This window comes from Klebsiella sp. 18074 (assembly GCF_902705905.1).
GTDB lineage: Bacteria > Pseudomonadota > Gammaproteobacteria > Enterobacterales > Enterobacteriaceae > Klebsiella > Klebsiella terrigena.
On record NZ_CACSIS010000005.1, the window covers coordinates 143073 to 166614 of the forward strand.

At 57.7% G+C, this 23542-nt stretch carries 17 protein-coding genes and 3 pseudogenes; 11 read left to right on the forward strand and 9 right to left on the reverse strand.

What is annotated here, in order from left to right:
* The first annotated feature begins 101 nt into the window (after positions 1–101).
* The 7 genes from acpH to fba all read left to right on the forward strand — a co-directional run bounded on the left by acpH (position 102) and on the right by fba (position 5963).
* Positions 102–683: an ACP phosphodiesterase gene (acpH, locus tag GVK32_RS07160; RefSeq protein WP_041144279.1), complete on the forward strand. Its 582-nt coding sequence runs from the start codon at positions 102–104 to the stop codon at positions 681–683.
* Positions 684–852: 169 nt separating this feature from the next.
* Complete coding sequence (locus tag GVK32_RS07165; protein WP_004858569.1) at positions 853–1455, forward strand: peroxiredoxin; 603 nt, start codon at positions 853–855, stop codon at positions 1453–1455.
* A 440-nt stretch (positions 1456–1895) separates the two neighbouring features.
* Positions 1896–2339: a PTS sugar transporter subunit IIA gene (locus tag GVK32_RS07170; protein ID WP_159866801.1), complete on the forward strand. Its 444-nt coding sequence runs from the start codon at positions 1896–1898 to the stop codon at positions 2337–2339.
* Between the two features lie 5 nt (positions 2340–2344).
* Positions 2345–2632 carry a PTS sugar transporter subunit IIB gene (locus GVK32_RS07175; protein ID WP_041144277.1) on the forward strand — a complete coding sequence of 96 codons (288 nt, stop codon included), beginning with the start codon at positions 2345–2347 and terminating at the stop codon, positions 2630–2632.
* A gap of 20 nt (positions 2633–2652) precedes the next feature.
* Positions 2653–4044 carry a PTS ascorbate transporter subunit IIC gene (locus GVK32_RS07180; RefSeq protein ID WP_159866643.1) on the forward strand — a complete coding sequence of 464 codons (1392 nt, stop codon included), beginning with the start codon at positions 2653–2655 and terminating at the stop codon, positions 4042–4044.
* Between the two features lie 66 nt (positions 4045–4110).
* The gene (locus tag GVK32_RS07185; protein WP_159866646.1) at positions 4111–5073 is read left to right on the forward strand and encodes a carbohydrate kinase family protein; all 963 of its coding nucleotides are present in this window, start codon (positions 4111–4113) and stop codon (positions 5071–5073) included.
* Between the two features lie 29 nt (positions 5074–5102).
* On the forward strand, positions 5103–5963 hold the full coding sequence (gene fba / locus GVK32_RS07190; protein WP_159866649.1) for a class II fructose-1,6-bisphosphate aldolase: 861 nt from the start codon (positions 5103–5105) through the stop codon (positions 5961–5963).
* Between the two features lie 75 nt (positions 5964–6038).
* Here fba and GVK32_RS07195 read toward each other — a convergent pair.
* Positions 6039–7907: pseudogene (locus GVK32_RS07195) on the reverse strand (amidohydrolase).
* A gap of 127 nt (positions 7908–8034) precedes the next feature.
* Positions 8035–8277, reverse strand: a pseudogene (locus GVK32_RS07200) (hydrolase); the annotation flags it as partial.
* Between the two features lie 292 nt (positions 8278–8569).
* Here GVK32_RS07200 and GVK32_RS07205 point away from each other — a divergent pair.
* Positions 8570–9471 (forward strand): annotated as a pseudogene (locus GVK32_RS07205) (LysR substrate-binding domain-containing protein).
* Here GVK32_RS07205 and malZ read toward each other — a convergent pair.
* The 5 genes from malZ to phoB form a co-directional block, all read right to left on the reverse strand.
* Positions 9462–11285: a maltodextrin glucosidase gene (malZ, locus tag GVK32_RS07210; protein WP_159866652.1), complete on the reverse strand. Its 1824-nt coding sequence runs from the start codon at positions 11283–11285 to the stop codon at positions 9462–9464. The pseudogene GVK32_RS07205 and the gene malZ sit on opposite strands and share 10 nt — an antisense overlap.
* 162 nt (positions 11286–11447) lie before the next feature.
* Positions 11448–12821, reverse strand: coding sequence for a proline-specific permease ProY (gene proY / locus GVK32_RS07215; RefSeq protein WP_159866655.1), 1374 nt, complete (start codon positions 12819–12821; stop codon positions 11448–11450).
* A gap of 123 nt (positions 12822–12944) precedes the next feature.
* Positions 12945–14264, reverse strand: a complete 1320-nt coding sequence (gene brnQ / locus GVK32_RS07220; RefSeq protein ID WP_159866658.1) for a branched-chain amino acid transporter carrier protein BrnQ — start codon at positions 14262–14264, stop codon at positions 12945–12947.
* A gap of 409 nt (positions 14265–14673) precedes the next feature.
* Positions 14674–15969 carry a phosphate regulon sensor histidine kinase PhoR gene (phoR, locus tag GVK32_RS07225; RefSeq protein WP_159866661.1) on the reverse strand — a complete coding sequence of 432 codons (1296 nt, stop codon included), beginning with the start codon at positions 15967–15969 and terminating at the stop codon, positions 14674–14676.
* A gap of 21 nt (positions 15970–15990) precedes the next feature.
* Positions 15991–16680: a phosphate response regulator transcription factor PhoB gene (gene phoB, locus GVK32_RS07230; RefSeq protein ID WP_004099401.1), complete on the reverse strand. Its 690-nt coding sequence runs from the start codon at positions 16678–16680 to the stop codon at positions 15991–15993.
* 180 nt (positions 16681–16860) lie between these two features.
* Between phoB and sbcD the strand changes: the two genes are divergently transcribed.
* Positions 16861–18063, forward strand: a complete 1203-nt coding sequence (sbcD, locus tag GVK32_RS07235; RefSeq protein ID WP_132511281.1) for an exonuclease subunit SbcD — start codon at positions 16861–16863, stop codon at positions 18061–18063.
* Positions 18060–21194 (forward strand): exonuclease subunit SbcC, encoded by a 3135-nt coding sequence (gene sbcC / locus GVK32_RS07240; protein WP_159866664.1) that lies wholly within the window; start codon positions 18060–18062, stop codon positions 21192–21194. Before sbcD ends, sbcC begins: the two co-directional genes overlap by 4 nt.
* Positions 21195–21263: 69 nt before the next feature.
* Here sbcC and mak read toward each other — a convergent pair whose 3' ends face one another.
* Entirely contained in the window at positions 21264–22169 is a 906-nt protein-coding gene (mak, locus tag GVK32_RS07245) for a fructokinase (RefSeq protein ID WP_200842844.1), read from the reverse strand.
* 91 nt (positions 22170–22260) lie between these two features.
* On the opposite strand from mak, the gene rdgC reads away from it, so the two are divergent.
* Positions 22261–23172 (forward strand): recombination-associated protein RdgC, encoded by a 912-nt coding sequence (gene rdgC, locus GVK32_RS07250; RefSeq protein WP_123708346.1) that lies wholly within the window; start codon positions 22261–22263, stop codon positions 23170–23172.
* 81 nt (positions 23173–23253) lie between these two features.
* Here the strand turns inward: rdgC and ppnP are convergent, their stop codons facing one another.
* Entirely contained in the window at positions 23254–23538 is a 285-nt protein-coding gene (gene ppnP / locus GVK32_RS07255) for a pyrimidine/purine nucleoside phosphorylase (RefSeq protein ID WP_041144262.1), read from the reverse strand.
* Positions 23539–23542 lie beyond the last annotated feature (4 nt).

Below are 23542 nucleotides of genomic sequence, written 5' to 3' on the forward strand. Positions count from 1 at the left end.
TCCCGAGCGCTTAGTTAACTCAGTGGCCGGGAAGAACAAGGCCCACGAATGGACCGAGTAAGGAAGCCAACGCATATGCAACCGGAAGTACAACGCGTATTATGAATTTTCTCGCACACCTGCACTTAGCCCACCTTGCCGACAGCTCGCTGCCAGGCAACCTGCTGGCCGATTTCGTCCGCGGTAATCCGCAGTCGGACTATCCCCTGGAGATCGTTGACGGCATCTTTATGCATCGGCGAATCGACGTCATGACCGACAATCTGGCGGAAGTTAAGGCCGCTCGGGAGTGGTTTCGCCCGCAGACCCGGCGCGTGGCGCCGATTACGCTCGACGTCATGTGGGATCATTTTCTCTCGCACCACTGGGACCGCATCTCGCCCGATATGCCGCTCAGCGAGTTCGTCCGCTATGCTCATGCCCAGGTGGCAACCATTTTGCCGGATTCGCCGCCGCGCTTCGTCAATCTCAATGAGTACATGTGGTCCGAGCGCTGGCTCGAGCGCTATGAGGATATGGCCTTTATCCAGCGCGTTCTTAACGGAATGGCCAGCCGTCGCCCGCGCCTCGACGCCCTGCGCGACTCCTGGCAGGACCTCGATACCCACTACGACAAGCTGGAGCAGCAGTTCTGGCTTTTTTATCCGCGTATGATGGCGCAGGCGAAAAATCGCGAACTCTAACGGTTGCGTTTGCTGACAAAAAGACTATTCTGAAGGTCACACTTCAATATCGATTGATAGATAAAACCTATCTCATCGATTGTCAGCCTCACGTTGAGTTCGCTCGCTCCTGCCCCTATACTTGCCCGCGTTGCGTTTCAATTAACCTTAGTATTAACAGGAGAATCATATGGTTCTGGTAACTCGTCAGGCTCCGGATTTTACCGCAGCAGCAGTTTTAGGTAACGGCGAAATCGTTGAGAAATTCAACTTCAAACAGCACACCAACGGTAAAGCCACCGTACTGTTCTTCTGGCCGATGGACTTCACCTTCGTTTGCCCGTCTGAACTGATCGCCTTTGACAAACGTTATGAAGAATTCCAGAAGCGCGGCGTAGAAGTTGTTGGCGTTTCCTTCGACTCCGAATTCGTTCACAACGCATGGCGTAACACCCCGGTAGACCAGGGCGGTATTGGTCCGGTTAAATACGCGATGGTTGCTGACATCAAGCGTGAAATCCAGAAGGCCTACGGTATCGAACATCCGGACGAAGGCGTTGCGCTGCGCGGCTCTTTCCTGATCGACGCTAACGGCGTTGTTCGCCACCAGGTGGTTAACGACCTGCCGCTGGGACGTAACATCGACGAAATGCTGCGCATGGTTGACGCGCTGCAGTTCCACGAAGAGCACGGCGAAGTGTGCCCGGCACAGTGGGAAAAAGGTAAAGAAGGGATGGCCGCTTCTCCGGAAGGCGTCGCTAAATACCTGACCGAGAACGTTTCCAGCCTGTAATCGGCCGCCGTTCTTAAAAAGGCTCGCCGCGGCGAGCCTTTTTTGTTGCTTTAGGCCTCCCTTTTTTACTGCTGGAAACAGGCAGCGGATACCGCAAAGGGCTAAAAACACTCCGGCGCGCCTTTTTTGTAATCCCGTTCAAACTTTGCTCAAAAAGCCCCCTGATATTTGTGATAAGCGCTGCATTTTTTCATTTTAAATTAAGACGCAGGCCCATTCCCTCCCCCTTCCTTCTCCTCTCCCGCAAAAGTAATAAATCATAACCGGCTGATATATAACGATATAATAAATTTTATTTTTTCGGGGAAAATATTCCCCCAGTCCCTTCGATGTGATCGAGTTCAATATTTAAAAATCCATATGTGATCTGAGCCCTAATTTTTGTTGATATCTTTGTTCATGATCTAGTTCAGGAATACGAACGCATTAAGGATCGGATGATGGACATTATTTTTAACCCTACATTAATTGCGCTTAAGCAAAATATTTCCACCGCCGAGCAGGCGATCGAATTCGCCGGTACGCTGCTTGTCCGGCAACATATTTGTCGCCTGGAATATATTAATGCGATGGTCGAGGTGTATCGGGATTTCGGTCCGGCCATTGTTATCGACTACGGCCTGGCGATGCCCCATGCCCGACCGGAAAAGGGCGCATCGCAAACGGGTTTTTCCTTAGTCACCACCCAACAGCCGATCGCATTTGGCCACGAGGAGTTTGATCCGGTGAACGTCATTATCGCCATCGCCGGGGCGGATGCTAATAGCCATATAAAAATGATCCAGCTGATAGCCTCGCTGATTGAGTCAGATATTGTCGCGTTTCTTCAACAGGAGCATGACGTCAATTCAGTATTACATTTCATCCAAAAGCAAATGGAGTAGTCATTATGTTAGTTATCAGAACGGTTTGTGGTAACGGTATTGGCAGTTCATTAATGGCTGCGAATAATGTCAAAAAAATATGTGATGAATTAGGTATTAAAGCCGACGTGGCCTCCGTTGATTTTGCCAACGCGGTAGGAGAAAAAGCCGACCTTTACGTCACAATTAAAGAGCTGGCAAACCAGTTTCCTGCGCGCTGTAACGTCGCAATTATTCGCAGCTACGTGCACAAGGCAAAAATCGCCGAGGATATTACTGAAGCACTCACCAAAATTGCTGCAACTCACTCTTAATCATTATTGAGGGAACGACCATGCAGGCTATTCTTAGCTTCTTAGCGGAAATATTTAGTCAACCCGCATTTCTGATGGGGATTATCGCATTTGTCGGTTTAGTGGCACTGCGCTCCCCAGGTAATAAATTACTGACCGGCACCTTAAAGCCAATATTAGGCTATTTGATGTTAAGCGCCGGCGCCGGGGTTATTGTTGCAAACCTCAACCCTCTCGGTGGCATTATTGAAGCCGGGTTTAATATTCGCGGCGTGATTCCTAATAATGAGGCCATTGTTTCCGTCGCGCAAAAAATGCTGGGCGTGGAAACCATGAGCATTTTGCTCTTAGGCTTTATTTTCAATCTGCTCATTGCCCGCTGCACCAAGTACAAATATATCTTTCTCACCGGGCACCACTCTTTCTTCCTGGCCTGCCTGTTCTCCGCGGTGCTGCAGGCGGTAGAGTTCCACGGCTGGATGCTGGTATTAATCGGCGGATTCCTGCTGGGCTCATGGTCGGCCATTTCTCCGGCAATCGGTCAACGCTACACCAAACAGGTTACCGAAGATGGCGGCATTGCGATGGGGCACTTCGGCTCGCTGGGCTATTACATCTCGGCCTGGATCGCCACGAAAACCGGTAATCCGGCAAATTCATTTGCCGATACCGAAATCTCAGAGAAATGGGGCTTTCTGCGCGACACCACGGTCACAACCGGGATCGTGATGTTTGTTATCTACTTCGTCTGCAGCGCCGTCGCGGGCACGGAGTACCTGCGCACGATAACCGACCAGAATATGCTGATCTTCTCTATCCTTACCGGCCTGCAGTTCGCGGTCGGCGTCGCCATCGTCTACAACGGCGTACGGCTGATCCTCGGCGATCTCGTCCCGGCGTTCCAGGGGATCAGCCAGAAGCTGATACCGAACTCCATCCCCGCCGTCGACTGTGCCGTATTTTTTACCTTTAGCCCAACCGCCGTTGTCGTGGGGTTCATCAGCTCGTTCGTTGGCGGCCTGGTGGGCATGCTTTTCCTCGGCGCATTTGGCATGGCGCTGATTATCCCCGGCATGGTGCCGCACTTCTTCTGCGGCGGAACCTCCGGAGTCTTTGCCGATAAGCTGGGCGGCAAACGCGGCTGCGTCATCGCCTCATTTATCGGCGGCATATTCCTTGCGTTCCTTCCGGCGATGCTGCTTCCGGCTTTGGGTAGCCTCGGCTTTGAGAACAGCACCTTCGCCGACTTCGACTTTGCGGTCTGGGGCATCATCATCGGTAATGCCTTCACCCAGTTTGGTCAGATAACGATTTATCTCATCTGCCTGGCGCTTCTGGTCGCGCTGCTGGTGCCATTCTGCTTGCGTTCAGTGCGTGTGGTCGGTGACACCCTCAGCTATGAGGAGCTCACTGCGGATAAGAAAAATGAATAAGCGGTTTCATTTTTCCCTGCGGGAAGGGACTTCCTCCCGCAGCTGACAAAATAATCAGGAGTTGTTATGGCTATCTTGTCCATTGGGTTTTCATGTTTCGATCAGTTCTTTTTTCTTAACGAATGGCCGCAGGAGAATACCAAAAATTTCTGCCACGACTTTATCGAGAGCGGCGGCGGCCCGGCAGCAAATGCAGCGTGGCTGCTGGGCCTGTGGGGGGAAGATGTTTACTACATTGGCCATTTGAATAAGGACCTTTACGGCCAGCGTATTATAGATGAGTTTGCCGAGGCCGGGGTTGATACCAGCCAGGTGGTCTTCTCCGATGAAATGATCACCCCGCTGGCGTCGGTGCTGGTGAATCGCCTGTCGGGCTCAAGGACGATTATTACCCGTAAAATGCAAACACCGCCTTCGTTGACCTACGACCAGAAGCTGAAAATTGATGATTTAGCGGCGCGGCTCATTGAATCAGAGGAACCAGTAACGCTATTAGTTGATGGGCATGAAGCAGAACTCAGCGAATATATCATCAAGAAACTGCCGGCCGCAAAGGTAGTTATGGATGGTGGTTCGCTGCGCGCCAGCAATATTAAGCTGGCAGCCTGGACCGATTACTTCGTTGTTAGCGAGCATTTCGCCAGAGACTATATGGGCTATCGCGCCCTCGAGACCGAAGCAGGAATTAAAGCGGCGCTTATCGAGCTAAATAAAATTTGCCGCGGTGACGCCTTTATTACGCTGGGGGAAAAAGGCTGTGCGTTCTTAAAAAGTGGCATGCTGCAAATTGTTCCGGCCTGGCTGTGCAATGTGGTCGATACTACCGGCGCCGGGGACGTATTCCACGGAGCCTTTACCTATGGCGTGCACTACTCGTGGCATATCGACAATATTATTTTGTTTGCCAGCCTGACCGCGGCAATCTCTATTGAGAAAAAGGGCGTGCGTGAATCAATGCCCGACCTTGCCATCGTCCATAACTCGCTAAATAACTACGAAAGAAACTTAACGCAATATTTTGGTGAATAATTTTCGTTAATCAATATCGAGAGGTGATCATGTTAGTTTCTATGAAGGACATGCTTCAGCATGCCCTGCGGGACGGTTATGCCGTAGGGCAGTTCAATGTTAATAATCTGGAATGGGTCGGCGCTGTATTAAGCACCGCACAACAGCTGCGCTCTCCGGTTATTTTAGGCGTCTCCGGCGGTACCGTTAAGCATATGCTGGGATTAAAATGTATTCATGACATCGTGGTTAACGCGATTGATTATTTACACATTGATATTCCGGTCGCCCTGCATCTCGATCACGGGACCACCCGGGAAGCCTGCGAAGCGGCTATTGAGGCCGGATTTAGCTCCATCATGTTTGATGGTTCGCACCTGCCGTTCAGCGAAAACCTGGCCATCACCCGCCATCTGGTCGAGCTGGCGCACAGCAGGGGCATCTCGGTTGAGGCCGAGCTGGGCACCATCGCCGGAAGCGAAGACGGTATCGTCAACTCGACGGTAATTTATGCCGACCCGCAGGAGTGCTACACCCTGGTTAGCGAAACTCAGGTCGATTGTCTGGCAGCGGCGTTAGGTTCGACCCACGGGCTGTACAAAGGCAAAGCAAAGCTCGGGTTTACGGAGATGAAGGCGATTGCGGAGCGGGTTAAGGTTCCGCTGGTGCTGCACGGCGGCACCGGCATTGCCGACGAGGATATGCGTAAGGCCATTGCCTGCGGTACGGCCAAAATTAACGTCAATACCGAAAATATGTACGCCTGGTGCCAGGAGGTGCAGGCCATATTATCTGCCGATACCGGTCATGATGTGAACGACCCGCGTAAAGTGATCAACCAGGGGCTGAAACCGGTGCGCGAAATGATTGCGCGGCGCATTGAGCTGTTTGGCTCACAAAACCGCTATTAGCCAATTTTCAATTTATCGACGCCACTTCAGGGAGAACCCAGCCCCGGACAGATCCGGAGGCTGGTTAATCAGGGGCTAAAACGCGAAGCAGGAGCAGCCCAGCACGCCCCAGAACGCCTGCTCATCGGCAACCGGGATCGACGACCGGCGCGCAATATCGTGCTGGTGGCCGTGGACGCCGCAGCTGCCGCAGCACTGGTGCATCTGCACGATGGCGCCGATTTTTGCCGCCGCGGGCGGCGCCGAGCGGTAGTGGCCCGGAACCTTGACCACCGGAGACCACTCCGGCAGCACCGGGATGGGCGGCGGCGCCAGCGGCGAGAAGTGTCCGGCGGCATAAACCACTTTGCCATCAACCACCGTCAGCACCGATTCGATGCCTTTTATCTCCTCTTCCGGCACGCTGAAATAGTCCTTCGACAGCACCACCAGATCGGCGAGCTGATCCTGCTCAATACGCCCTTTTTTGCCCTGCTCGCTGGAGAACCAGGCGCTGCCCGCCGTCCACAGCTCCAGCGCCACGTCGCGCGGCAGGCGGTTGCTCTCGTCGTACATTGTCATGCCGCCGACGGTGCGCCCGGAAACCAGCCAGTAGAGCGCGGTCCACGGGTTGTAGCTCGCCATGCGGGTGGCGTCGGTGCCGAGCCCCACCGGCACCTCCATTTCCAGCATTTTCGCAACCGGCGGGGTGTGCTTCACCGCATCGATGCCGTAGCGGTCGACAAAATATTCTCCCTGGAAGGCCATCCGGTGCTGTACCGCAATCCCGCCGCCCAGCGCCTTCACGCGCTCAATATTGCGCTCGGTGATGGTTTCCGCATGGTCAAAGAACCAGTGCAGGCCGTTAAACGGAATCTCGCGGTTCACCTTCTCAAAGACGTCCAGCATCCGGCTGATGGATTCGTCATAGGTGGCATGCAGGCGGAACGGCCAGCGGTGTTCAACCAGGTGGTGCACCACCCGCTCCAGTTCGTCTTCCATTCCCGCCGGCAGATCCGGACGCGGCTGCAGTAAATCTTCAAAATCCGCCGCCGAAAAAACCAGCATCTCGCCGGCGCCGTTGGCGCGGAAAAAGTCGGTCCCCTGCCCCGGCTTCAGCATATCGGTCCAGCGTTCGAAATCATCCAGCTCCTGCTTCGGACGCTGGGTAAACAGGTTATAGGCAATGCGCACGGTCATCTGCTGGGTAGCATGCAGCTGCTCAATAATTTCATAATCATCCGGCTAGTTCTGGAAGCCGCCGCCGGCGTCAATCGCGCGGGTCAGCCCGAGACGGTTCAGCTCGCGCATAAACTGGCGCGTCGAGTTCACCTGCAGCTCCAGCGGCAGCTTCGGCCCTTTCACCAGCGTCGCGTAGAGGATCATGGCATTGGGCCTGGCGATCAGCATCCCGGTTGGGTTGCCGTTGCTATCCCGCACAATTTCGCCGCCCGCCGGATCCGGCGTCTCTTTGGTATAGCCTACCGCCTTCAGCGCCGCGCGGTTAAGCAGCGCGCGATCGTAGAGATGCAGCACGAATACCGGCGTATCCGGCGCCGCCTGGTTGAGCTCTTCCAGCGTCGGCATGCGCCGCTCGGCAAACTGGAATTCGCTCCAGCCGCCGACCACCCGCACCCACTGCGGCGAAGGCGTGCGATCGGCCTGCTCTTTGAGCATCCACAGCGCGTCCGCCAGCGACGGAACGCCTTCCCAGCGCAGCTCAAGGTTGTAGTTCAGTCCCCCGCGGATCAGGTGCAGGTGGGAATCATTCAGCCCGGGGATCGCCGTATGGCCCTGCAGATCGACGATCTGCGTGCCTTCGCCGGCAAAGCTCATGATCCGATCGTGGCTCCCGGCCGCAAGGATCTTACCGTCGGCGATCGCTACCGCGTCGGCCAGCGGGTTTTGGCGATCGAGGGTGTGGATCCGACCATCGGTCAGGATCAGTGTGGCAGTTCGTGACATAACGCTCTCCTTGAGGAGGCTGACTCAGTTTTTCTTTAACCAGCCAGCAAACAGGCGGGTCACGATGGGCATCCAGAACCGCCTTAACAAAACCCGCATCTTCCCAGGAGTTCATTGAGGTACGTTATATCGGTTTAACCTGCGGGTGCACCGCCAGCAATTCCGGCCAGATATAGCCGCTAAAGCTCTTTGTTTCCACGGAGGTGTAAATCACCGGAACATTAAAAATCTTGCCCGCTTTGGCTAGCGCAACGGTATTATTTTTAAGCGTATGGCGATCGATATTGGCGACACCAAACGACATCTGCGGCTGGTGGTTAATAAAGATAAGCGTTGAGTTGGTTGGATCAACCAGTTCCCGGATAGACATAACATACCTTTTTAATCAATAAGTTAAAAAGATACAATCAGTGCTGTTGTGGGTCTGGATCCTGACGGATAAAGCATGGTGAGTATAGTCAGTAATTTCTAACGAGTTATTAAAGAAATTTTTCTGATTTATTTCAAAAATAAAAGGCAAGAAATAAAAAATCCGCTATTGGTAAATAGGGTGATAATGATGTTTATCAAAAAATTGCGGGTAACGGTTCTAAATTATTCACTGATATTGAGCAACTGGCTTCGGTAAAACAGAGGGATTATTTATTACCGGTAAGCCGCCGATGCGCCTGAATCTTGATGTCCTGCAGATCCTCGATGCCCTGGAGATCCATGGCTCCTTCGCCACCGCCGCGGAATCGCTCTATAAAACGCCCGCCGCCCTGAGCTACATGATCCAAAAGCTGGAAAGCGATCTCAGTATCACCCTGCTGGATCGCAGCGGACACCGGGCGAAGTTTACCGATACCGGCACAATGGTGCTGGAAAAGGGTCGGCTGCTGCTCAATGCGGCAAAGGATTTGGAAAAGCAGGCGCTGCAGCTGAATGCCGGTTGGGAGCGGGATCTGGCCATCGCGCTGGACGCCTCCTTCCCTTTCGATCGCCTACTCCCACTTATCGACGCGTTTACGCGCAAAATCCGCAAACCCGCCTCAATTTTACCCACCATACGCTGGCGGGCGCCTGGGAAGAGCTGACCCGTAACGGGGCGGATATCATTCCTGGCGCGATCAACGAACCGCCGACCTCCGCCGAATGGTCGTGGAAAATGCTCGGCACGCTGGATAACGTATTTATGGTCGCGCCCGGCCACCTGCTGGCAGAAACGGTACAACCGCTGGCCAACAAGCAGCTCAGCCTGCATCGCGCGGTGGTGATCAGCGATAGTGCCCGCCACTGCCACCCGCTCAACAGCAACCTTCTCACCGAGCAGTCGCAAATTCGCGTCGATGACTTTACCAGCAAGGTCGCGCTGCTGCGGGCCGGGATCGGCTGCGGTTTTCTCCCCCGCCACGTCGCCCGGCCGTGGCTGGCGAGCGGCGAGCTGGTGGAGAAAACCGTCATCTCTTTTTGCGAAAAGGATATTGCCTACATGGCCTGGCGTACGGATAACGACGGCCTGGCCCAGCGCTGGTGGCGGGAAGCCATTCTCGAAGAGCCGTTTCTACACCAGCTTTATCCCTGACGGCTAAACCAAACGCAGGCCGAGATGGCAGGAAGCGTCAGCACGCCGTCGTGCAGCGCTCCGCTGCCCTCTTTGAGCTGCCACTCACCCACGTCCAGCAGCGGTGAATCCTCCACCACCACCTCACAGGCTTCGCCGCGGTTGATAGCCACCAGCACGCGCTGATTTTTATACACCCGAGCAAATACCACCACGTTTTCTTCGGCATAAATTACCTGACACCCGCCGTAGCGCAGCGCCTGGTTCGCCTTGCGCAGCTTCGCCAGGCGTTTATACAGGCCCAGTAACGTAGCGTCCTGCAAAGCCGGGTCCCACGGGAAAGGTTTGCGGCAGAACGGATCGTTATTGCCATCAACGCCCACTTCGTCGCCGTAGTAGATGCACGGCACGCCCGGCCAGCAGAACAGCCAGACCACCGCCAGCGGCAGACGCGCAACGTCCTTACCCAGCAGCGACTTAAAGCGCGCCGTATCGTGGCTATCAAGCTGGTTAAACATCCGCAGCTGCTGCTGGTGCGACAGCCCGGCGCGGTAGTTATCCATCCACGCCACGCAGGTTTGCGCATCTATCTTCTGCGGATCGTAAGAGATATCGGTATTCGCCAGGAAGCCCCACAGCGGGAAGGTAAACCCGCGGTAGTTCATCGCCGAATCTTCGGCATCGGCCTGCAGCCACTGGCGCGCATCGCCGAAATGTTCGCCAAAAACAAAAGATTCCGGCTGCGTCTCCTTTGCCGCCTGGGTTATACCGGCGATATGGCGCAGGTTATTACGCGCCCCGCCGCCTTCCCCCAGCATATGCACCACGTCGAGGCGCCAGCCGTCCATGCTCCACGGCGCCTTCAGCCAGTGGCGCACGATGCTGTCTTCCCCGGCGTAGATTTCGTTGATCAGGCTGGTCGATCGATAATCCAGCTTCGGCAGGCTGGCGTAGCCCAGCCAGCTGTGCGCTTCCCCCTCGGGGGAGAAGGTGAACCAGTCGCGCCACGGTGAATCCGCGCTGTGGCAGGCTCCGCCGGTGCCGCGCTGGTGGCGATCAAACCAGACGTGTGAATCTCCGGTATGGTTGAACACGCCGTCGAGGATCAGGCGCATCCCCTCCCGCTGCGTATTGTGCCGCAGGCGCAGCAGCGCGGCGTCCCCGCCAAACTGCGGATCGACGCGACGATAATCTTCGGTATCGTATTTATGCACGCTCGGCGCGACAAACACCGGATTCAGGTACAGCGCCGTGACGCCCAGCTGCTTGAGATACGGCAGCTTCTCGCTGATACCGTCCAGATCGCCGCCGTAGAAGGTTGAGCCGCCCGCCTCACCGGTTAACGGTTCATCCCACTGCTTCTGAACGATATCCTGTCCCGCAGCGTGGTGATGGTAGGGCCGATCCTGCTCGGCCTGGCGCGGTTCGCTGCGCGCAAAGCGGTCAGGAAAGATTTGATAAAAGACCTGATCGGCAACCCACTGCGGGCCGCTGTCCGGCAGATCGACCGCAAACTGCTCCAGCCGCGCCGGCGGGAAGCGGTTAAAGCCCTGCGGGGTAAACCAGCGCTGCCGGTCGGCCCACAGCAGCTTAAAGCTATAGCGCCGACGCGGCTGGCCGCTGGCCAGATTAATCTCGCCGCGCCACGCGACGACGCCCGGCCGCGGCTCCTGGCGCAGGCGGTGCATCGGTAGCGAAAGCTCTTCGTTGTCTTCTTCCGCACGCAGCGTAACGCGCTGCGGCAGCTCATCGCCGCTGACCCATAGGGTGATAAAGAGTCGTCCCTGCTGCTCCTTGATAAACGGGGCAACAGGCAGGTGCCATGCCTTCAACATCGTTATTCCTCTCTGTACAGAATGGGCACACCTTGCCACAGCGCCCAGGGGTATAACTCATCATCGGCACAATTATTGGGGGAGGAGAGCGGAGGAGGATATCGGAAAAGCGCAAATATCCTGCCGGATAGCGCGCGCATATCCGGCAGGCGAGCGGCCCGCCTAGCGGGCCTGCGCCAGCTGACGGTCGCGGCGGGTTTTCAGCTTCCAGCCGACCAGCAGCAGCGCTATCCAGCCGAAGCCGACGTACAGGGAAATACGCGTATCCGGATGGTAGCCAATCAGCGCAATGATAAAGACGAGAAACGCCAGGCCTACCGCCGTGGTCGCCACGCCGCCCGGTACTTTAAACTTCAGCGCCCTGGCCTCTTCCGGCGGCAGACGGCGGCGGAAGGCAATCTGCGACAGCAGGATCATAATCCACACCCACACCGTCGCAAAGGTTGCCAGGGAGGCGATCACCAGGAAGACGTTTTCCGGCATGATGTAGTTCAGGTAGACCGCAAACAGCAGCGCGATGGTCATCACCATCACCGTCACCCACGGCACGCCGCGGCGCGATGTTTTGGCGAACATTTTCGGCGCGCTGCCCTGCTCGGCCATGCCGTGCAGCATGCGCCCGACGCCGAACACGTCGCTGTTAATCGCCGAAAGCGAGGCGGTCAGCACCACAAAGTTGAGGATGCTGGCGGCGAAAGCGATGCCCATATGCTGGAAGGTTAAGACGAACGGGCTGCCGTTAGTCCCGACCTGGTTCCACGGATAAATAGACATAATCACGAACAGCGTGCCGACGTAGAACACCAGAATACGCATCGGGACCGAGTTGATGGCGCGCGGAATGGATTTCTCCGGGTCCTGCGCTTCCCCGGCGGTAATACCGATGATTTCAATCCCGCCGTAGGCGAACATCACCATCTGCAGCGACATCACCATTCCCAGCCAGCCGTTGCTGAAGAAGCCGCCGTTGCTCCACAGATTATGGATGCCGGTCGGCTGGCCGCCGTTGCCGATGCCCCAGATAATGATGCCGAAACCGGCGAGGATCATGATAATAATGGTGGCAACTTTAAAGAAGGAGAACCAGAACTCCAGCTCGCCAAACACCTTCACGCTCATCAGATTGACGGCACAGATAATCAGCACCACGCTGAGCACCCAGATCCAGTGCGGGACCGTCGGGAACCAGACGCCCATATAGATGCCGAAGGCCGTCACGTCGGCGATGGCGACAATCAAAATTTCAAAGCAGTAGGTCCAGCCGGTGATATAGCCCGCCAGCGGGCCGAGATAGTCCTGCGCGTAGCGTGAAAATGAGCTGGCGGCGGGGTTATGCACCGACATCTCGCCCAGCGCGCGCATAATAATGTACGCCGCCACGCCGCCGATAATATAGGCCAGCAGCACGCTCGGGCCGGCCATTTTAATCGCATCGGCCGAGCCATAGAACAGGCCGGTACCAATTGCCGAACCCAGCGCCATAAAGCGGATATGCCGGGTACTTAGCCCGCGCTTAAGTTTGTTACTACTTTCCATCGTATTCCATGCCGTTTTTCTCCTTTAGCCTTCGCCGAGCGAAGATCAAAAGAGGATTACCTGAAAAACAAAAAACCACGGGACCTGAAGTCCCGTGGTTTAACACTGATTTTTAAACGTCGGCTAGTGCGCGCTGGATGTCACCTGACGCCCTGCTGCGCGATCCCAGACCACCGCCAGAACCGCCATCACGGCGGTCGGCATGAGCCAGGCCAGACCCTGCTCTGCCAAAGGCAGGCGCGCGGTCCACGCCGGCAGCATATCGGCAAAGGCCGACGTTTTAATGCCGTCAATGATACCAAACATCAGGCTGATAAACATGGCCGGCGCAATAACGCGGGACGAATTATGCCACCAGTTGCGGGTAAAGCTTAATACCACCAGTGCGATACACGGCGGATAGATAGCCGTCAGCACCGGGATCGAAATCTGAATCAGGTGGCTCAGACCGAGGTTGGAGACCGCCATCGAGAAAATGCCGAGAATAAACACCAGCGAGCGGTAGGAGAACGGCAGATATTGGGCGAAAAATTCCGCACAGGCGCAGGTCAGGCCAACCGCGGTCACCAGGCAGGCAATGAAAATCAGCGCCGCCAGCATAAAGCTTCCCGCGCCACCGAAGGTGTGCTGGACGTACGAGTGCAGAATGGCTGCGCCATTAGCCGACTGATCGACCAGGGTCGCGCTGTCGGAGCCGAGGCGGAACAGGGCCAGGTACAGCAACGTCAGGCCAACGCCCGCCATCAGGCCGGCCCACACGGTATAGCGGGTCAGCAGGCGCGCTTCGCTGACGCCACGAGAGCGGGCGGCGTTAACAATGACGATCCCGAAGACCATCGCGCCGAGGGTGTCCATCGTCAGATAGCCGTTGACGAAGCCGTTTGAGAACGGCGCGGTGCGGTAGGCCTCCAGCGCATTGCTGATCGGGCCTGCCGGCCAAATAATCGCCGCGACGGAGAGAATAATCAGGGCAATGATTTTCAGCGGAGCGAGGAAATTGCCGACGGTATCCAGCAGCTTGCCGGGATATAACGAAACCAGGATCACCAGGGCGAAATAGATGACGCTATAAATCAGCAGCGGCATCGCGCCGTCGCCGGTCAGCGGGGCAATCCCCACTTCAAAGGAGACCGTCGCGGTACGCGGAGTCGCAAACAGCGGTCCTACCGCCAGGTAGCAGACGACGGCCAGCAGAATCCCCGCCACTTTGCCAATCGGGGTGCTCAGGCTTTCAACGCCGCCGCCGACTTTCGCCAGCGCCACGACCGTCAGCACCGGTAAACCCACGGCGGTGATCAGAAAGCCGATAGCGGCGGTCCAGACGTGTTCACCAGCCTGTAAACCAACCATTGGGGGGAAGATGATGTTGCCTGCACCGACGAACAGCGCGAAGGTCATAAAGCCCAACGCTATGATGTCGCGAGATTTTAACTGATGGGTCATAAATTCATACTGCCTGTGGATGTGGTGGTGTTAAACGGAAAAATACCGTGCCTTCCCTTAGGGATGATACAGCGGCTATTGCCGGAAATTCAGCGAGATATGCTCCCGAAGCGGCGTGGGAAAGAATTGTTTTTTGAAATACCACGCAAAAGCAGTCTGTCTACGACTGCATGGGGCGCAATTTAAACGCTTATAACGTTTTAAAGCAAGGCGGGATCGTAAAAGCAGATGATTATGCTAAGTCTACAGTTTCAACCAGCGTTATTAACCATAACGAAGGAAAACATGTGGCTAATCATGCGAACAAAAAAGCAGCAGACGTTCGTTAATTACGTAGCTGAAAATTGACTGCAAACGAAAATGACCAGCCGGAGCTGGTCATTGACAAGTTATGTTGACAGCGCGGCGCTTAGTCGCTTTTTTTGGCAATTAAACGTTCCGGCAGCAGGAAGCTAAACCGCGTTCCTTTACCGGGCGTGCTCTCAATATCCAGCCGGCTGTCGTGATGATTGACCGCATGCTTAACGATAGCCAGCCCCAGCCCGCTGCCCCCGGTTTGCCGCGAGCGCGCTTTATCCACGCGATAGAAGCGCTCGGTCAGGCGCGGAATATGCTCGGGGGCGATCCCCGGGCCGTTATCCTCAACGCTAAACAGCGCGCCGTGCGGCGCTTTCTGCCAGCTGACGGTAATCTCTGTTCCCTCCGGCGTATGGTTGATCGCGTTATACACCAGATTCGAGATCGCGCTGCGCAGTTGCTCATCGTTACCGAGCACCTTCAGCGACTCATCGACCACAAAGTGCAGGGTATGCTTTTTCTGGCTGAGCGTTTGCGCCTCGCGCTCGACAACCCGCAGCATCATCGGCACGTCGATTTTGTCGTTCATCGCCAGAACCGGGGCCGCTTCAATACGCGACAGGGTGAGCAGCTGTTTAACCAACCCCTCCATACGCTGAGTTTGTTCGCGCATGGTATGCAGGGCCTTTTCCCGCGTCACCCCTTCCAGCACCTGCTCCTGCATCATCTCCAGATATCCCTGCAGCACCGTTAGCGGCGTGCGCAGCTCGTGGCTGACGTTGGCGAAAAAGTTGCGCCGGGCGCCTTCAAGCTGATGCATCTGCGTCACGTCGCGCGCCACCATCAGCATCTGCTTGTCGCTGTAGGGCATTACGCGGATTTCCAGATGACGGGCGTTATTAAGGATCAGATTAAGCGGTTTGCTGAAATCTTTGCTTTTAAGGTAGTTGGCAAATTCAGGATAGCGCAGGAGGTTAAGGATGTTTTGTCCGCTGTCGTCTGGCCAGCGCAGATTGAGGATCTGCTGTGCCAGGCCGTTACACCAGAAGATCGCCCCCTCCTCGGTGGTCAGCACCACCGCGTCGGGCAGCGATTCCGCCCCGCTGCGAAAGCGTTTGATCAGGCTGCCCAGCTCGCGTCGGCGTTTTTTATTACGCATCTGCATCTGGTGAAGGCCGTACAGCAGCGGTTCCCAGCTGCCGCTCCCCGGCGGTGGCGTCATGCTGCGGTCCACCCACAGCCACCACGAAAGGCGGAGTAAATTCCAGAAATGCCAGATAAGAAGTCCGGTCACCGCCGCCAGTAAAAACCACGGCAAATGACCAAATATCGCCCCGAGAATCAGGGCCGGGATACAAGATAAGAAAAGCTCAAGCGCCAGCCTTTTCCATGACAGCCGTTCCAGCACGGTTCACACTCCTGTCGACATTCAGAAACGGGCGGAGAAACGATATCCCGTGCCGCGAACCGTTTGTACCATCCGGTCATGGCCACTGTGTTCCAGCGCTTTACGCAGACGGCGAATATGCACGTCTACCGTTCGGTCTTCTACATACACGTTGGTCCCCCAGACGTGATTCAGCAGCTGCTCGCGGCTGTATACGCGTTCCGGATGGGTCATAAAGAAGTGTAATAACTTAAACTCGGTCGGTCCCATGTCCAGCGGGTTTTCTCCGGTCATCACGCGATGGGAGGAGGGATCGAGGCTTAGCCCCTGCATTTCAATCACCTCTTCCACCGCCATCGGGGAAATGCGCCGCATCACGGCTTTGATTCGCGCCACCAGCTCTTTCGGCGAGAAAGGCTTGGTGATGTAATCGTCGGCGCCGGTCTCGAGGCCGCGAACGCGATCTTCCTCTTCACCGCGAGCGGTCAGCATCACGACCGGAATATCGCGGGTCATCGCCTCACGCTTAAGCTGCTTAATAAACTGCAGACCCGATCCGCCCGGCAGCATCCAGTCAAGGAGAATCAGATCGGGCCAGGGTTCATTGAGCTGGTTCACCGCGCTGTCAAAATCTTCCGCCTCGACGGGCTGAAAGCCGTTTTGTTCCAGAACAAAGCAGACCATTTCGCGGATTGGAGCTTCATCTTCAACGACCAGAATTCTTCTCGCCATTATTTACCCTGTATTTTTTAGCCATCAGTATAGAGTGCGGCGCCATTATGCGTCAGTTTTGTGACAGATTTATGAAAAAAATGGTCGTCTGACGATCGAGGATTTTGAATTATGACACGCACTTAACTCCCCTGCGTCGATGGTATAATGGCGGCAACGCTCTTAGGCAACGGAATATTTATGCGCATCATTCACACCTCTGACTGGCATCTCGGGCAAAATTTTTACAGTAAAAGCCGTGCCGCTGAGCATGCGGCCTTTCTCGACTGGCTGCTGGCCAGCGCGCAGGAGCACGAGGTCGATGCCATTATTGTCGCCGGCGATATCTTTGATACCGGCTCGCCGCCGAGCTACGCCCGCGAGCTGTATAACCACTTCGTGGTTCAGCTCCAGCAAACCGGCTGTCGGCTGGTGGTGCTGGCGGGTAACCATGATTCGGTCGCCACGCTGAATGAATCACGCGACATCCTGGCCTTTTTAAAAACCACGGTCGTGGCGAACGCTGGCCATGCCCCCTTCGTTCTGCCGCTGCGCGACGGCTCGCCGGGGGCGATATTCTGCCCGGTCCCCTTCCTGCGCCCGCGCGAGCTGGTCACCAGCCAAGCCGGACACTCCAGCGGTGAAAAGCAGCAGCTGCTGCTCACCGCCATCAGCGACTACTATCAGCAGCAGTACCAGCAGGCCTGCGACCTGCGCGGCGACCGGCCGCTGCCGATTATCGCCAGCGGCCACCTGACCACCGTCGGCGCCAGCAAAAGCGACGCGGTGCGCGAGATCTACATCGGCACCCTCGATGCCTTCCCGGCCAGCCGTTTTCCTCCCGTCGACTATATCGCGCTGGGCCATATCCACCGGGCGCAGATCGTCGGCGGCTGCGAGCATATACGCTACAGCGGCTCGCCAATCTCCCTGAGCTTTGATGAGACCGGGAAAAGTAAAAGCGTCAATCTGGTGACCTTTACCGACGGCCGACTGGCGGACGTTAGCCCGCTGACGGTGCCGATAGTCCAGCCGCTGGCGGTGCTAAAGGGCGACTTCGCCAGCATCAGCGAGCAGCTTGACCGGTGGCAGGACGACGCGGAGCTGCCCGCCGCGTGGCTGGATATTGAAATCACCAGCGATGAATATCTGCACGATATTCAGCGCCAGATCCAGGCCCGCTGCGAAGCGCTGCCGGTGGAAGTGCTGCTGGTGCGCCGCAGCCGCGCCCAGCGCGAGCGCATTCTGGCCGGCGAGCGGCGGGAAACCCTCAGTGAACTGCGGGTTGAGGAGGTTTTTGCCCGTCGCCTGGCGCTGGAGAATCTCGAAGAGCCTCAGCAGCAGCGCCTCGAGCAGCTGTTTAACGAAACGCTGCACAGCCTGAACGGTGAGGAGCACCTGTGAAAATTCTGAGCCTGCGCCTGAAAAACCTTAACTCGCTGAAAGGCGAGTGGAAAATTGATTTCACCGCCGAACCCTTCGCCAGCAACGGGCTGTTCGCGATCGTCGGGCCGACGGGGGCCGGGAAAACGACCCTGCTGGACGCTATCTGCCTCGCGCTGTACCACGAAACGCCGCGCCTGAGCAGCGTGTCGCAATCGCAAAACGATCTGATGACCCGCAATACCGCCGAATGCCTGGCTGAAGTTGAGTTTGAGGTCAAAGGCACCGCCTACCGCGCCTTCTGGAGCCAGAACCGCGCGCGCAACCAGCCTGACGGCAACCTGCAGGCGCCCCGCGTCGAGCTGGCCCGCTGCGACGATGGGCAAATTCTTGCCGACAAAGTCAAAGACAAGCTGGAGATGACCGCCTCGCTCACCGGCCTCGATTACGGCCGCTTTACCCGCTCGATGCTCCTCTCCCAAGGCCAGTTCGCCGCCTTTCTTAACGCCAAACCCAAAGAGCGCGCGGAGCTGCTGGAGGAGCTCACCGGCACCGAAATTTACGGTCAGATCTCCGCCCAGGTGTTTGAAAAGCACAAGCTCGCCCGCAGCGAGCTGGAAAAGCTACAGGCCCAGGCCTCCGGCGTTCTGCTGTTAAGCGACGAGCAGCAGCAGGCGCTGCAGAAAAGTTTGCAAGTACTTACTGCTGAAGAACAGCAGCGCCTCGCCGAGCAGGCGCGTGAGCAAAATACACTGCAATGGCTGCTGCGCCAGCAGGAGCTCATCCGCGACGAGAACCAGACCCAGACGCGACTGCGCGAGGCGCAGCAGGCGCTGGAGCAGGCCCAGCCGCAGCTGGCGGCGCTGCAGCAGGCGCAGCCTGCCGACCAGCTGCGTCCGCTGTGGACCCGACAGCAGGAGCAGGCCGAGGCGCTGGCGCAGACCCGCCGTCAGGTGGAAGAAGTAAATACTCGCTTACACGATCGGCTGCGGCTGCGGGCGGGCATTCGTCTCGCGGCGCAGCAGCAAACGAGCCAGCTGCAGCAGACCCAGCAATCGCTCGCCGAATGGCTGAAGGCCAACGACCGCTATCGTCAGTGGGGCAATGCCCTGGCAGGCTGGCGGGCGGCGTTCCAGCAGCAGGCGCGCGACGCGCAGCAGCAGGCCGGGCTGGAGCAGCGGCTGGCGGAAACTCGCCGTCGGCTCGGCGAACTGCCGCCGGCAACGCTGGCGCTGGATGCCGACCGGGTGCGCGACGACCTTGCCCGCCACGCCGCCGCCCGCCCGCAGCGTCAGCAGCTGGCAACCCTGCACAGCCGTCTGCTGCCCCTGCGCCAACGCCTCAGCCAGCTGCAGGCGACGGAGCAGGCCGGCCGCGAGGAGCAGGATAAGCTGGAAACGACGCTGACCCAGCGGCGCCAGGCCTACAAAGAGAAAAATCAGCAGTTCAGCGATGTGAAAGCCATTTGCGAGCTGGAAGCACGGATTGCCGGACTGGAAGAGGAGCGCGCGCGCCTGCAGCCCGGCGCGCCTTGCCCGCTCTGCGGCTCCTGCGAACACCCGGCCATCGCCGAATATCGGGCGCTGACGCCCGGCGTGAATCAGGCCCGCCGCGAGTCCCTCGAGCGCGAGGTTAAACAGCTGGCGGAAGAAGGCGCTCAGCTGCGCGGCGAGCTGGATGCGCTGTTGAAACAACAGCTTAAACAAAAAGAGGAGCAAGACTCGCTGCTCCAGCAGGAGCAAGCGCTTACCTCTCAGTGGCAGAGCGTTAGCGGCGAACTGCAGATTGACCTGCGGCCGGAGGATGATATTCCCGGCTGGCTCGACGCTCAGCAGGAGCGGGAGCAGCAGCTATATCAGCATCAGCAGCGGCTGGCCTGGCAGGTCCAGCAGCAGGAGTGCGAGCTGCAGCTCCGGCAGCTGCAGCAGGATCTGGCCCAGCGTCACAGCGCCCTCAACGCCGAGCTCGCGGCCTTTGCCCTCAGCGCGCCTGAGGCGGAAGCAGCGGCGGCCTGGCTGACCGAGCGCGAAGAGGAAACCCGCGGCTGGCAGACCAGGCACGACGAATCTGCCGCCCTGCAGGAGCGCCTGCAGCAGCTGATCCCCCTACTGGAGACGCTGCCGGAGACGGAAGAGGTGGTCCCGCCCGCGCCGCTTGAGGGCTGGCGCCAGGTGCACGACGACTGCCTGGCGCTGCAGAGCCAGTGGCGCACCCTTGGCCAGCAGGAGAGTCAGCAGCAGCGGCTGCTGGCAGAAACCGAGGGCCAGTTCGCCGCCGCCCTCGCCGCCAGCCCCTTTGCCGACCAGCAGGCGTTTCTCGACGCCCTGCTCGACGAAGAGACCCGCCAGCGCCTGGAGAAGCTCAGGCAGACTCTGGAAAATACGCTCCAGCAAAACGGCGCTCTCGCCCTGCGGGCCCGCGAAGCGCTGGCGCAGCATCGGCAGCAGCCGCCGGCGGAGGCCGACATCACCCAGCCGATGGAAGAGGTCGAGGCCCACTTACGGCAGCTGGCACCCCTGCTGCGGGAAAACAGCGCCCGTCAGGGGGAGATCCGCCAGCAGCTGAAGCAGAATGCCGAGAACCAGCAGCGCCAGCAGGCGCTGCAGCAGGAGATCGCGCTCGCCGCGCGGCAGATGGAGGACTGGGCGTGGCTCAATTCGCTGATTGGCTCGAAAGAAGGCGATAAATTCCGTAAATTTGCCCAGGGGCTGACGCTGGATAATCTTGTCTGGCTGGCTAACCATCAGCTCAACCGCCTGCACGGCCGCTATCAGCTGCAGCGCAAGGCCAGTGAAGCGCTGGAGCTGGAGGTAGTCGATACCTGGCAGGCGGACGCGGTGCGCGATACCCGCACCCTCTCCGGCGGCGAAAGCTTCCTCGTCAGCCTTGCGCTGGCGCTGGCGCTATCCGATCTGGTGAGTCATAAAACGCGCATTGATTCGCTGTTCCTTGACGAGGGGTTCGGTACGCTCGATAGCGAAACGCTGGATACCGCGCTGGACGCGCTGGATGCCCTCAATGCCAGCGGGAAAGCGATCGGCGTGATTAGCCACGTTGAAGCGATGAAGGAGCGTATCCCCGTGCAGATCAAGGTGAAAAAAATCAACGGGCTGGGATACAGCCGTCTCGATAAGGCCTACGCGGTGGAGTAAACCTCCGCCCGGTTCCCCGGCGGCGTGGTGCCGTCGGGAAGTCGGAGTAGAGAGCCTCTCCTCAGCCGCCTACAGCGGCCACAGCCAGGCCGCGCCGCGCACGCCGCTGGAGTCACCGTGCAGCGCTTTACGGATCGGCGTTTCGCACTCGCCGCCAAACACCCACCCTTTCACCAGCCCGGGCACCGTCTGGTACAGGCGCTCGACGTTGCTCATTCCGCCGCCGAGCACGATAACGTCCGGGTCGAGGATATTCACCACGTGGGCCAGCGACTTTGCCAGCCGTATCTCGTAGCGGCTCAGCGCCAGTTCCGCCAGCGGGTCCTGCTCGCCGACCCGCTGCACGATCTCGCTGCCCTTTAACGGCTGACCGCCCAGCCGCCGATAGTCGGTGGCAAAGCCGGTGCCGGAGATAAAGGTTTCAATACAACCCTGTTTTGCGCAGTAGCACGGGACCTCCGCGCGATAGCGCAGCTCGTCCTCATCCATCCACGGCAGCGGATTGTGCCCCCACTCGCCGGCGGCGCCGTTGCCGCCAATATGCGAGCGACCGTTAAACGCCACGCCGGCGCCGCAGCCGGTGCCGATAATGACCGCAAACACGGTCTGAGCGCCCGCCGCGGCGCCATCCACCGCTTCCGATACCGCCAGGCAGTTGGCATCATTCGCCAGCCGAACTTCGCGATTCAGCCTCTGGCTCAGGTCTTTATCAAACGGCTGGCCGTTGAGCCAGGTGGAGTTGGCATTTTTCACTACGCCGGTATAAGGCGAAATCGAGCCGGGGATCCCCATCCCAACGCTGCCGCGCTCGCCGGTCGCCTGCTCTGCCATATCGACCAGGGCGGCAATATTCTCTATCGTTTGCCGATAATCGTCCCGCGGAGTCGGCAAACGGTGGCGAAACAGCTGCTCTCCCTTATCACTCAGGGCAATGACTTCCGTTTTCGTGCCGCCTAAATCAATACCAATACGCACTGTATGCTCCTCTCCCCGATTAACAATGCAAGCATAGCGACAATTCGCTATCATGCCCGCTGGATTTAACGACAAAGCCGTGGAAATTATCATGCTGTGGTTCAAAAATTTAATGGTTTACCGTCTCAGCCGCGACATTTCACTGCGCGCCGAGGAGATGGAAAAACAGCTGGCCGAGCTGACGTTTACGCCTTGTGGTAGCCAGGATATGGCGAAAACCGGTTGGGTATCGCCGATGGGATCGCACAGCGATGCGCTGACGCACACGACAAACGGCCAGATCGTTATCTGCGCGCGCAAAGAAGAGAAGATCCTGCCGTCTCCGGTGATCAAACAGGCACTGGAAGCAAAGATCTTCAAGCTGGAATCCGAGCAGGGCCGCAAGCTGAAAAAAACCGAAAAAGATTCGCTGAAAGACGAAGTGCTGCACTCTCTGCTGCCACGCGCTTTCAGCCGCTTTAGCCAGACCATGATGTGGATCGATACCGTCAACGGTCTGATCATGGTGGACTGCGCCAGCGCCAAAAAAGCGGAAGATACGCTGGCTCTGCTGCGCAAAACCTTAGGCTCGCTGCCGGTTGTCCCGCTGGCGCTGGAAAACCCGATCGAGCTGACGCTCACCGAGTGGGTGCGCTCAGGCACCGTGGCGCAAGGCTTCCAGCTGCTGGATGAAGCCGAGCTGAAGGCGATGCTGGAAGACGGCGGCGTGATCCGCGCGAAGAAGCAGGATCTGGTCAGCGACGAAATCGCCGTGCACATTGAGGCCGGGAAGGTTGTCACCAAGCTGGCTCTCGACTGGCAGCAGCGTATTCAGTTCCTGATGTGTGACGATGGCTCTATCAAGCGCCTGAAGTTCTGTGACGAGCTGCGCGATCAGAATGAAGATATTGATCGGGAAGATTTTGCCCTGCGCTTTGACGCCGACTTTATTCTGATGACCGGCGAACTGGCCGCGCTGATTCAGAATCTGGTGGAAGCCCTGGGCGGAGAAGCCCAGCGCTAATCAGCTGAATGACATCCGCAGAATCACTCGATTACGCGGATTGTCATCCTGCCGCACCGCGGCAGGATGACAAAATCTGCATTACAGATAGCGGCACAGATAGGACGTTGGCTCAGCAACCTGCAGGTGGAACTCGCTGCTGCCAGGAACGTTGAATACTTCACCGGCGGTATAAACTTTCCACTCGGTTTCCCCAGGCAGCAGAACGTTCAGCGCGCCGCTGACCACGGTCATCTCTTCCGGCTGTGCGGTGCCAAAGGTATATTCCCCTTCCGCCATCACGCCCACGCTCGCGCGGCCCGTACTGCTGCTGGTGAAACCAATCGATTTCACTTTTCCATCGAAGTATTCATTACTTTGAAGCATAAAC

Coding starts and splice junctions, on each gene's coding strand:
- acpH (WP_041144279.1), top strand. CDS start 102: ATGAATTTTCTCGCACACCTGCACTTAGCCCACCTTGCCGACAGCTCG.
- GVK32_RS07165 (WP_004858569.1), top strand. CDS start 853: ATGGTTCTGGTAACTCGTCAGGCTCCGGATTTTACCGCAGCAGCAGTT.
- GVK32_RS07170 (WP_159866801.1), top strand. CDS start 1,896: ATGGACATTATTTTTAACCCTACATTAATTGCGCTTAAGCAAAATATT.
- GVK32_RS07175 (WP_041144277.1), top strand. CDS start 2,345: ATGTTAGTTATCAGAACGGTTTGTGGTAACGGTATTGGCAGTTCATTA.
- GVK32_RS07180 (WP_159866643.1), top strand. CDS start 2,653: ATGCAGGCTATTCTTAGCTTCTTAGCGGAAATATTTAGTCAACCCGCA.
- GVK32_RS07185 (WP_159866646.1), top strand. CDS start 4,111: ATGGCTATCTTGTCCATTGGGTTTTCATGTTTCGATCAGTTCTTTTTT.
- fba (WP_159866649.1), top strand. CDS start 5,103: ATGTTAGTTTCTATGAAGGACATGCTTCAGCATGCCCTGCGGGACGGT.
- malZ (WP_159866652.1), bottom strand. CDS start 11,285: ATGTTGAAGGCATGGCACCTGCCTGTTGCCCCGTTTATCAAGGAGCAG.
- proY (WP_159866655.1), bottom strand. CDS start 12,821: ATGGAAAGTAGTAACAAACTTAAGCGCGGGCTAAGTACCCGGCATATC.
- brnQ (WP_159866658.1), bottom strand. CDS start 14,264: ATGACCCATCAGTTAAAATCTCGCGACATCATAGCGTTGGGCTTTATG.
- phoB (WP_004099401.1), bottom strand. CDS start 16,680: ATGGCGAGAAGAATTCTGGTCGTTGAAGATGAAGCTCCAATCCGCGAA.
- sbcD (WP_132511281.1), top strand. CDS start 16,861: ATGCGCATCATTCACACCTCTGACTGGCATCTCGGGCAAAATTTTTAC.
- rdgC (WP_123708346.1), top strand. CDS start 22,261: ATGCTGTGGTTCAAAAATTTAATGGTTTACCGTCTCAGCCGCGACATT.
- ppnP (WP_041144262.1), bottom strand. CDS start 23,538: ATGCTTCAAAGTAATGAATACTTCGATGGAAAAGTGAAATCGATTGGT.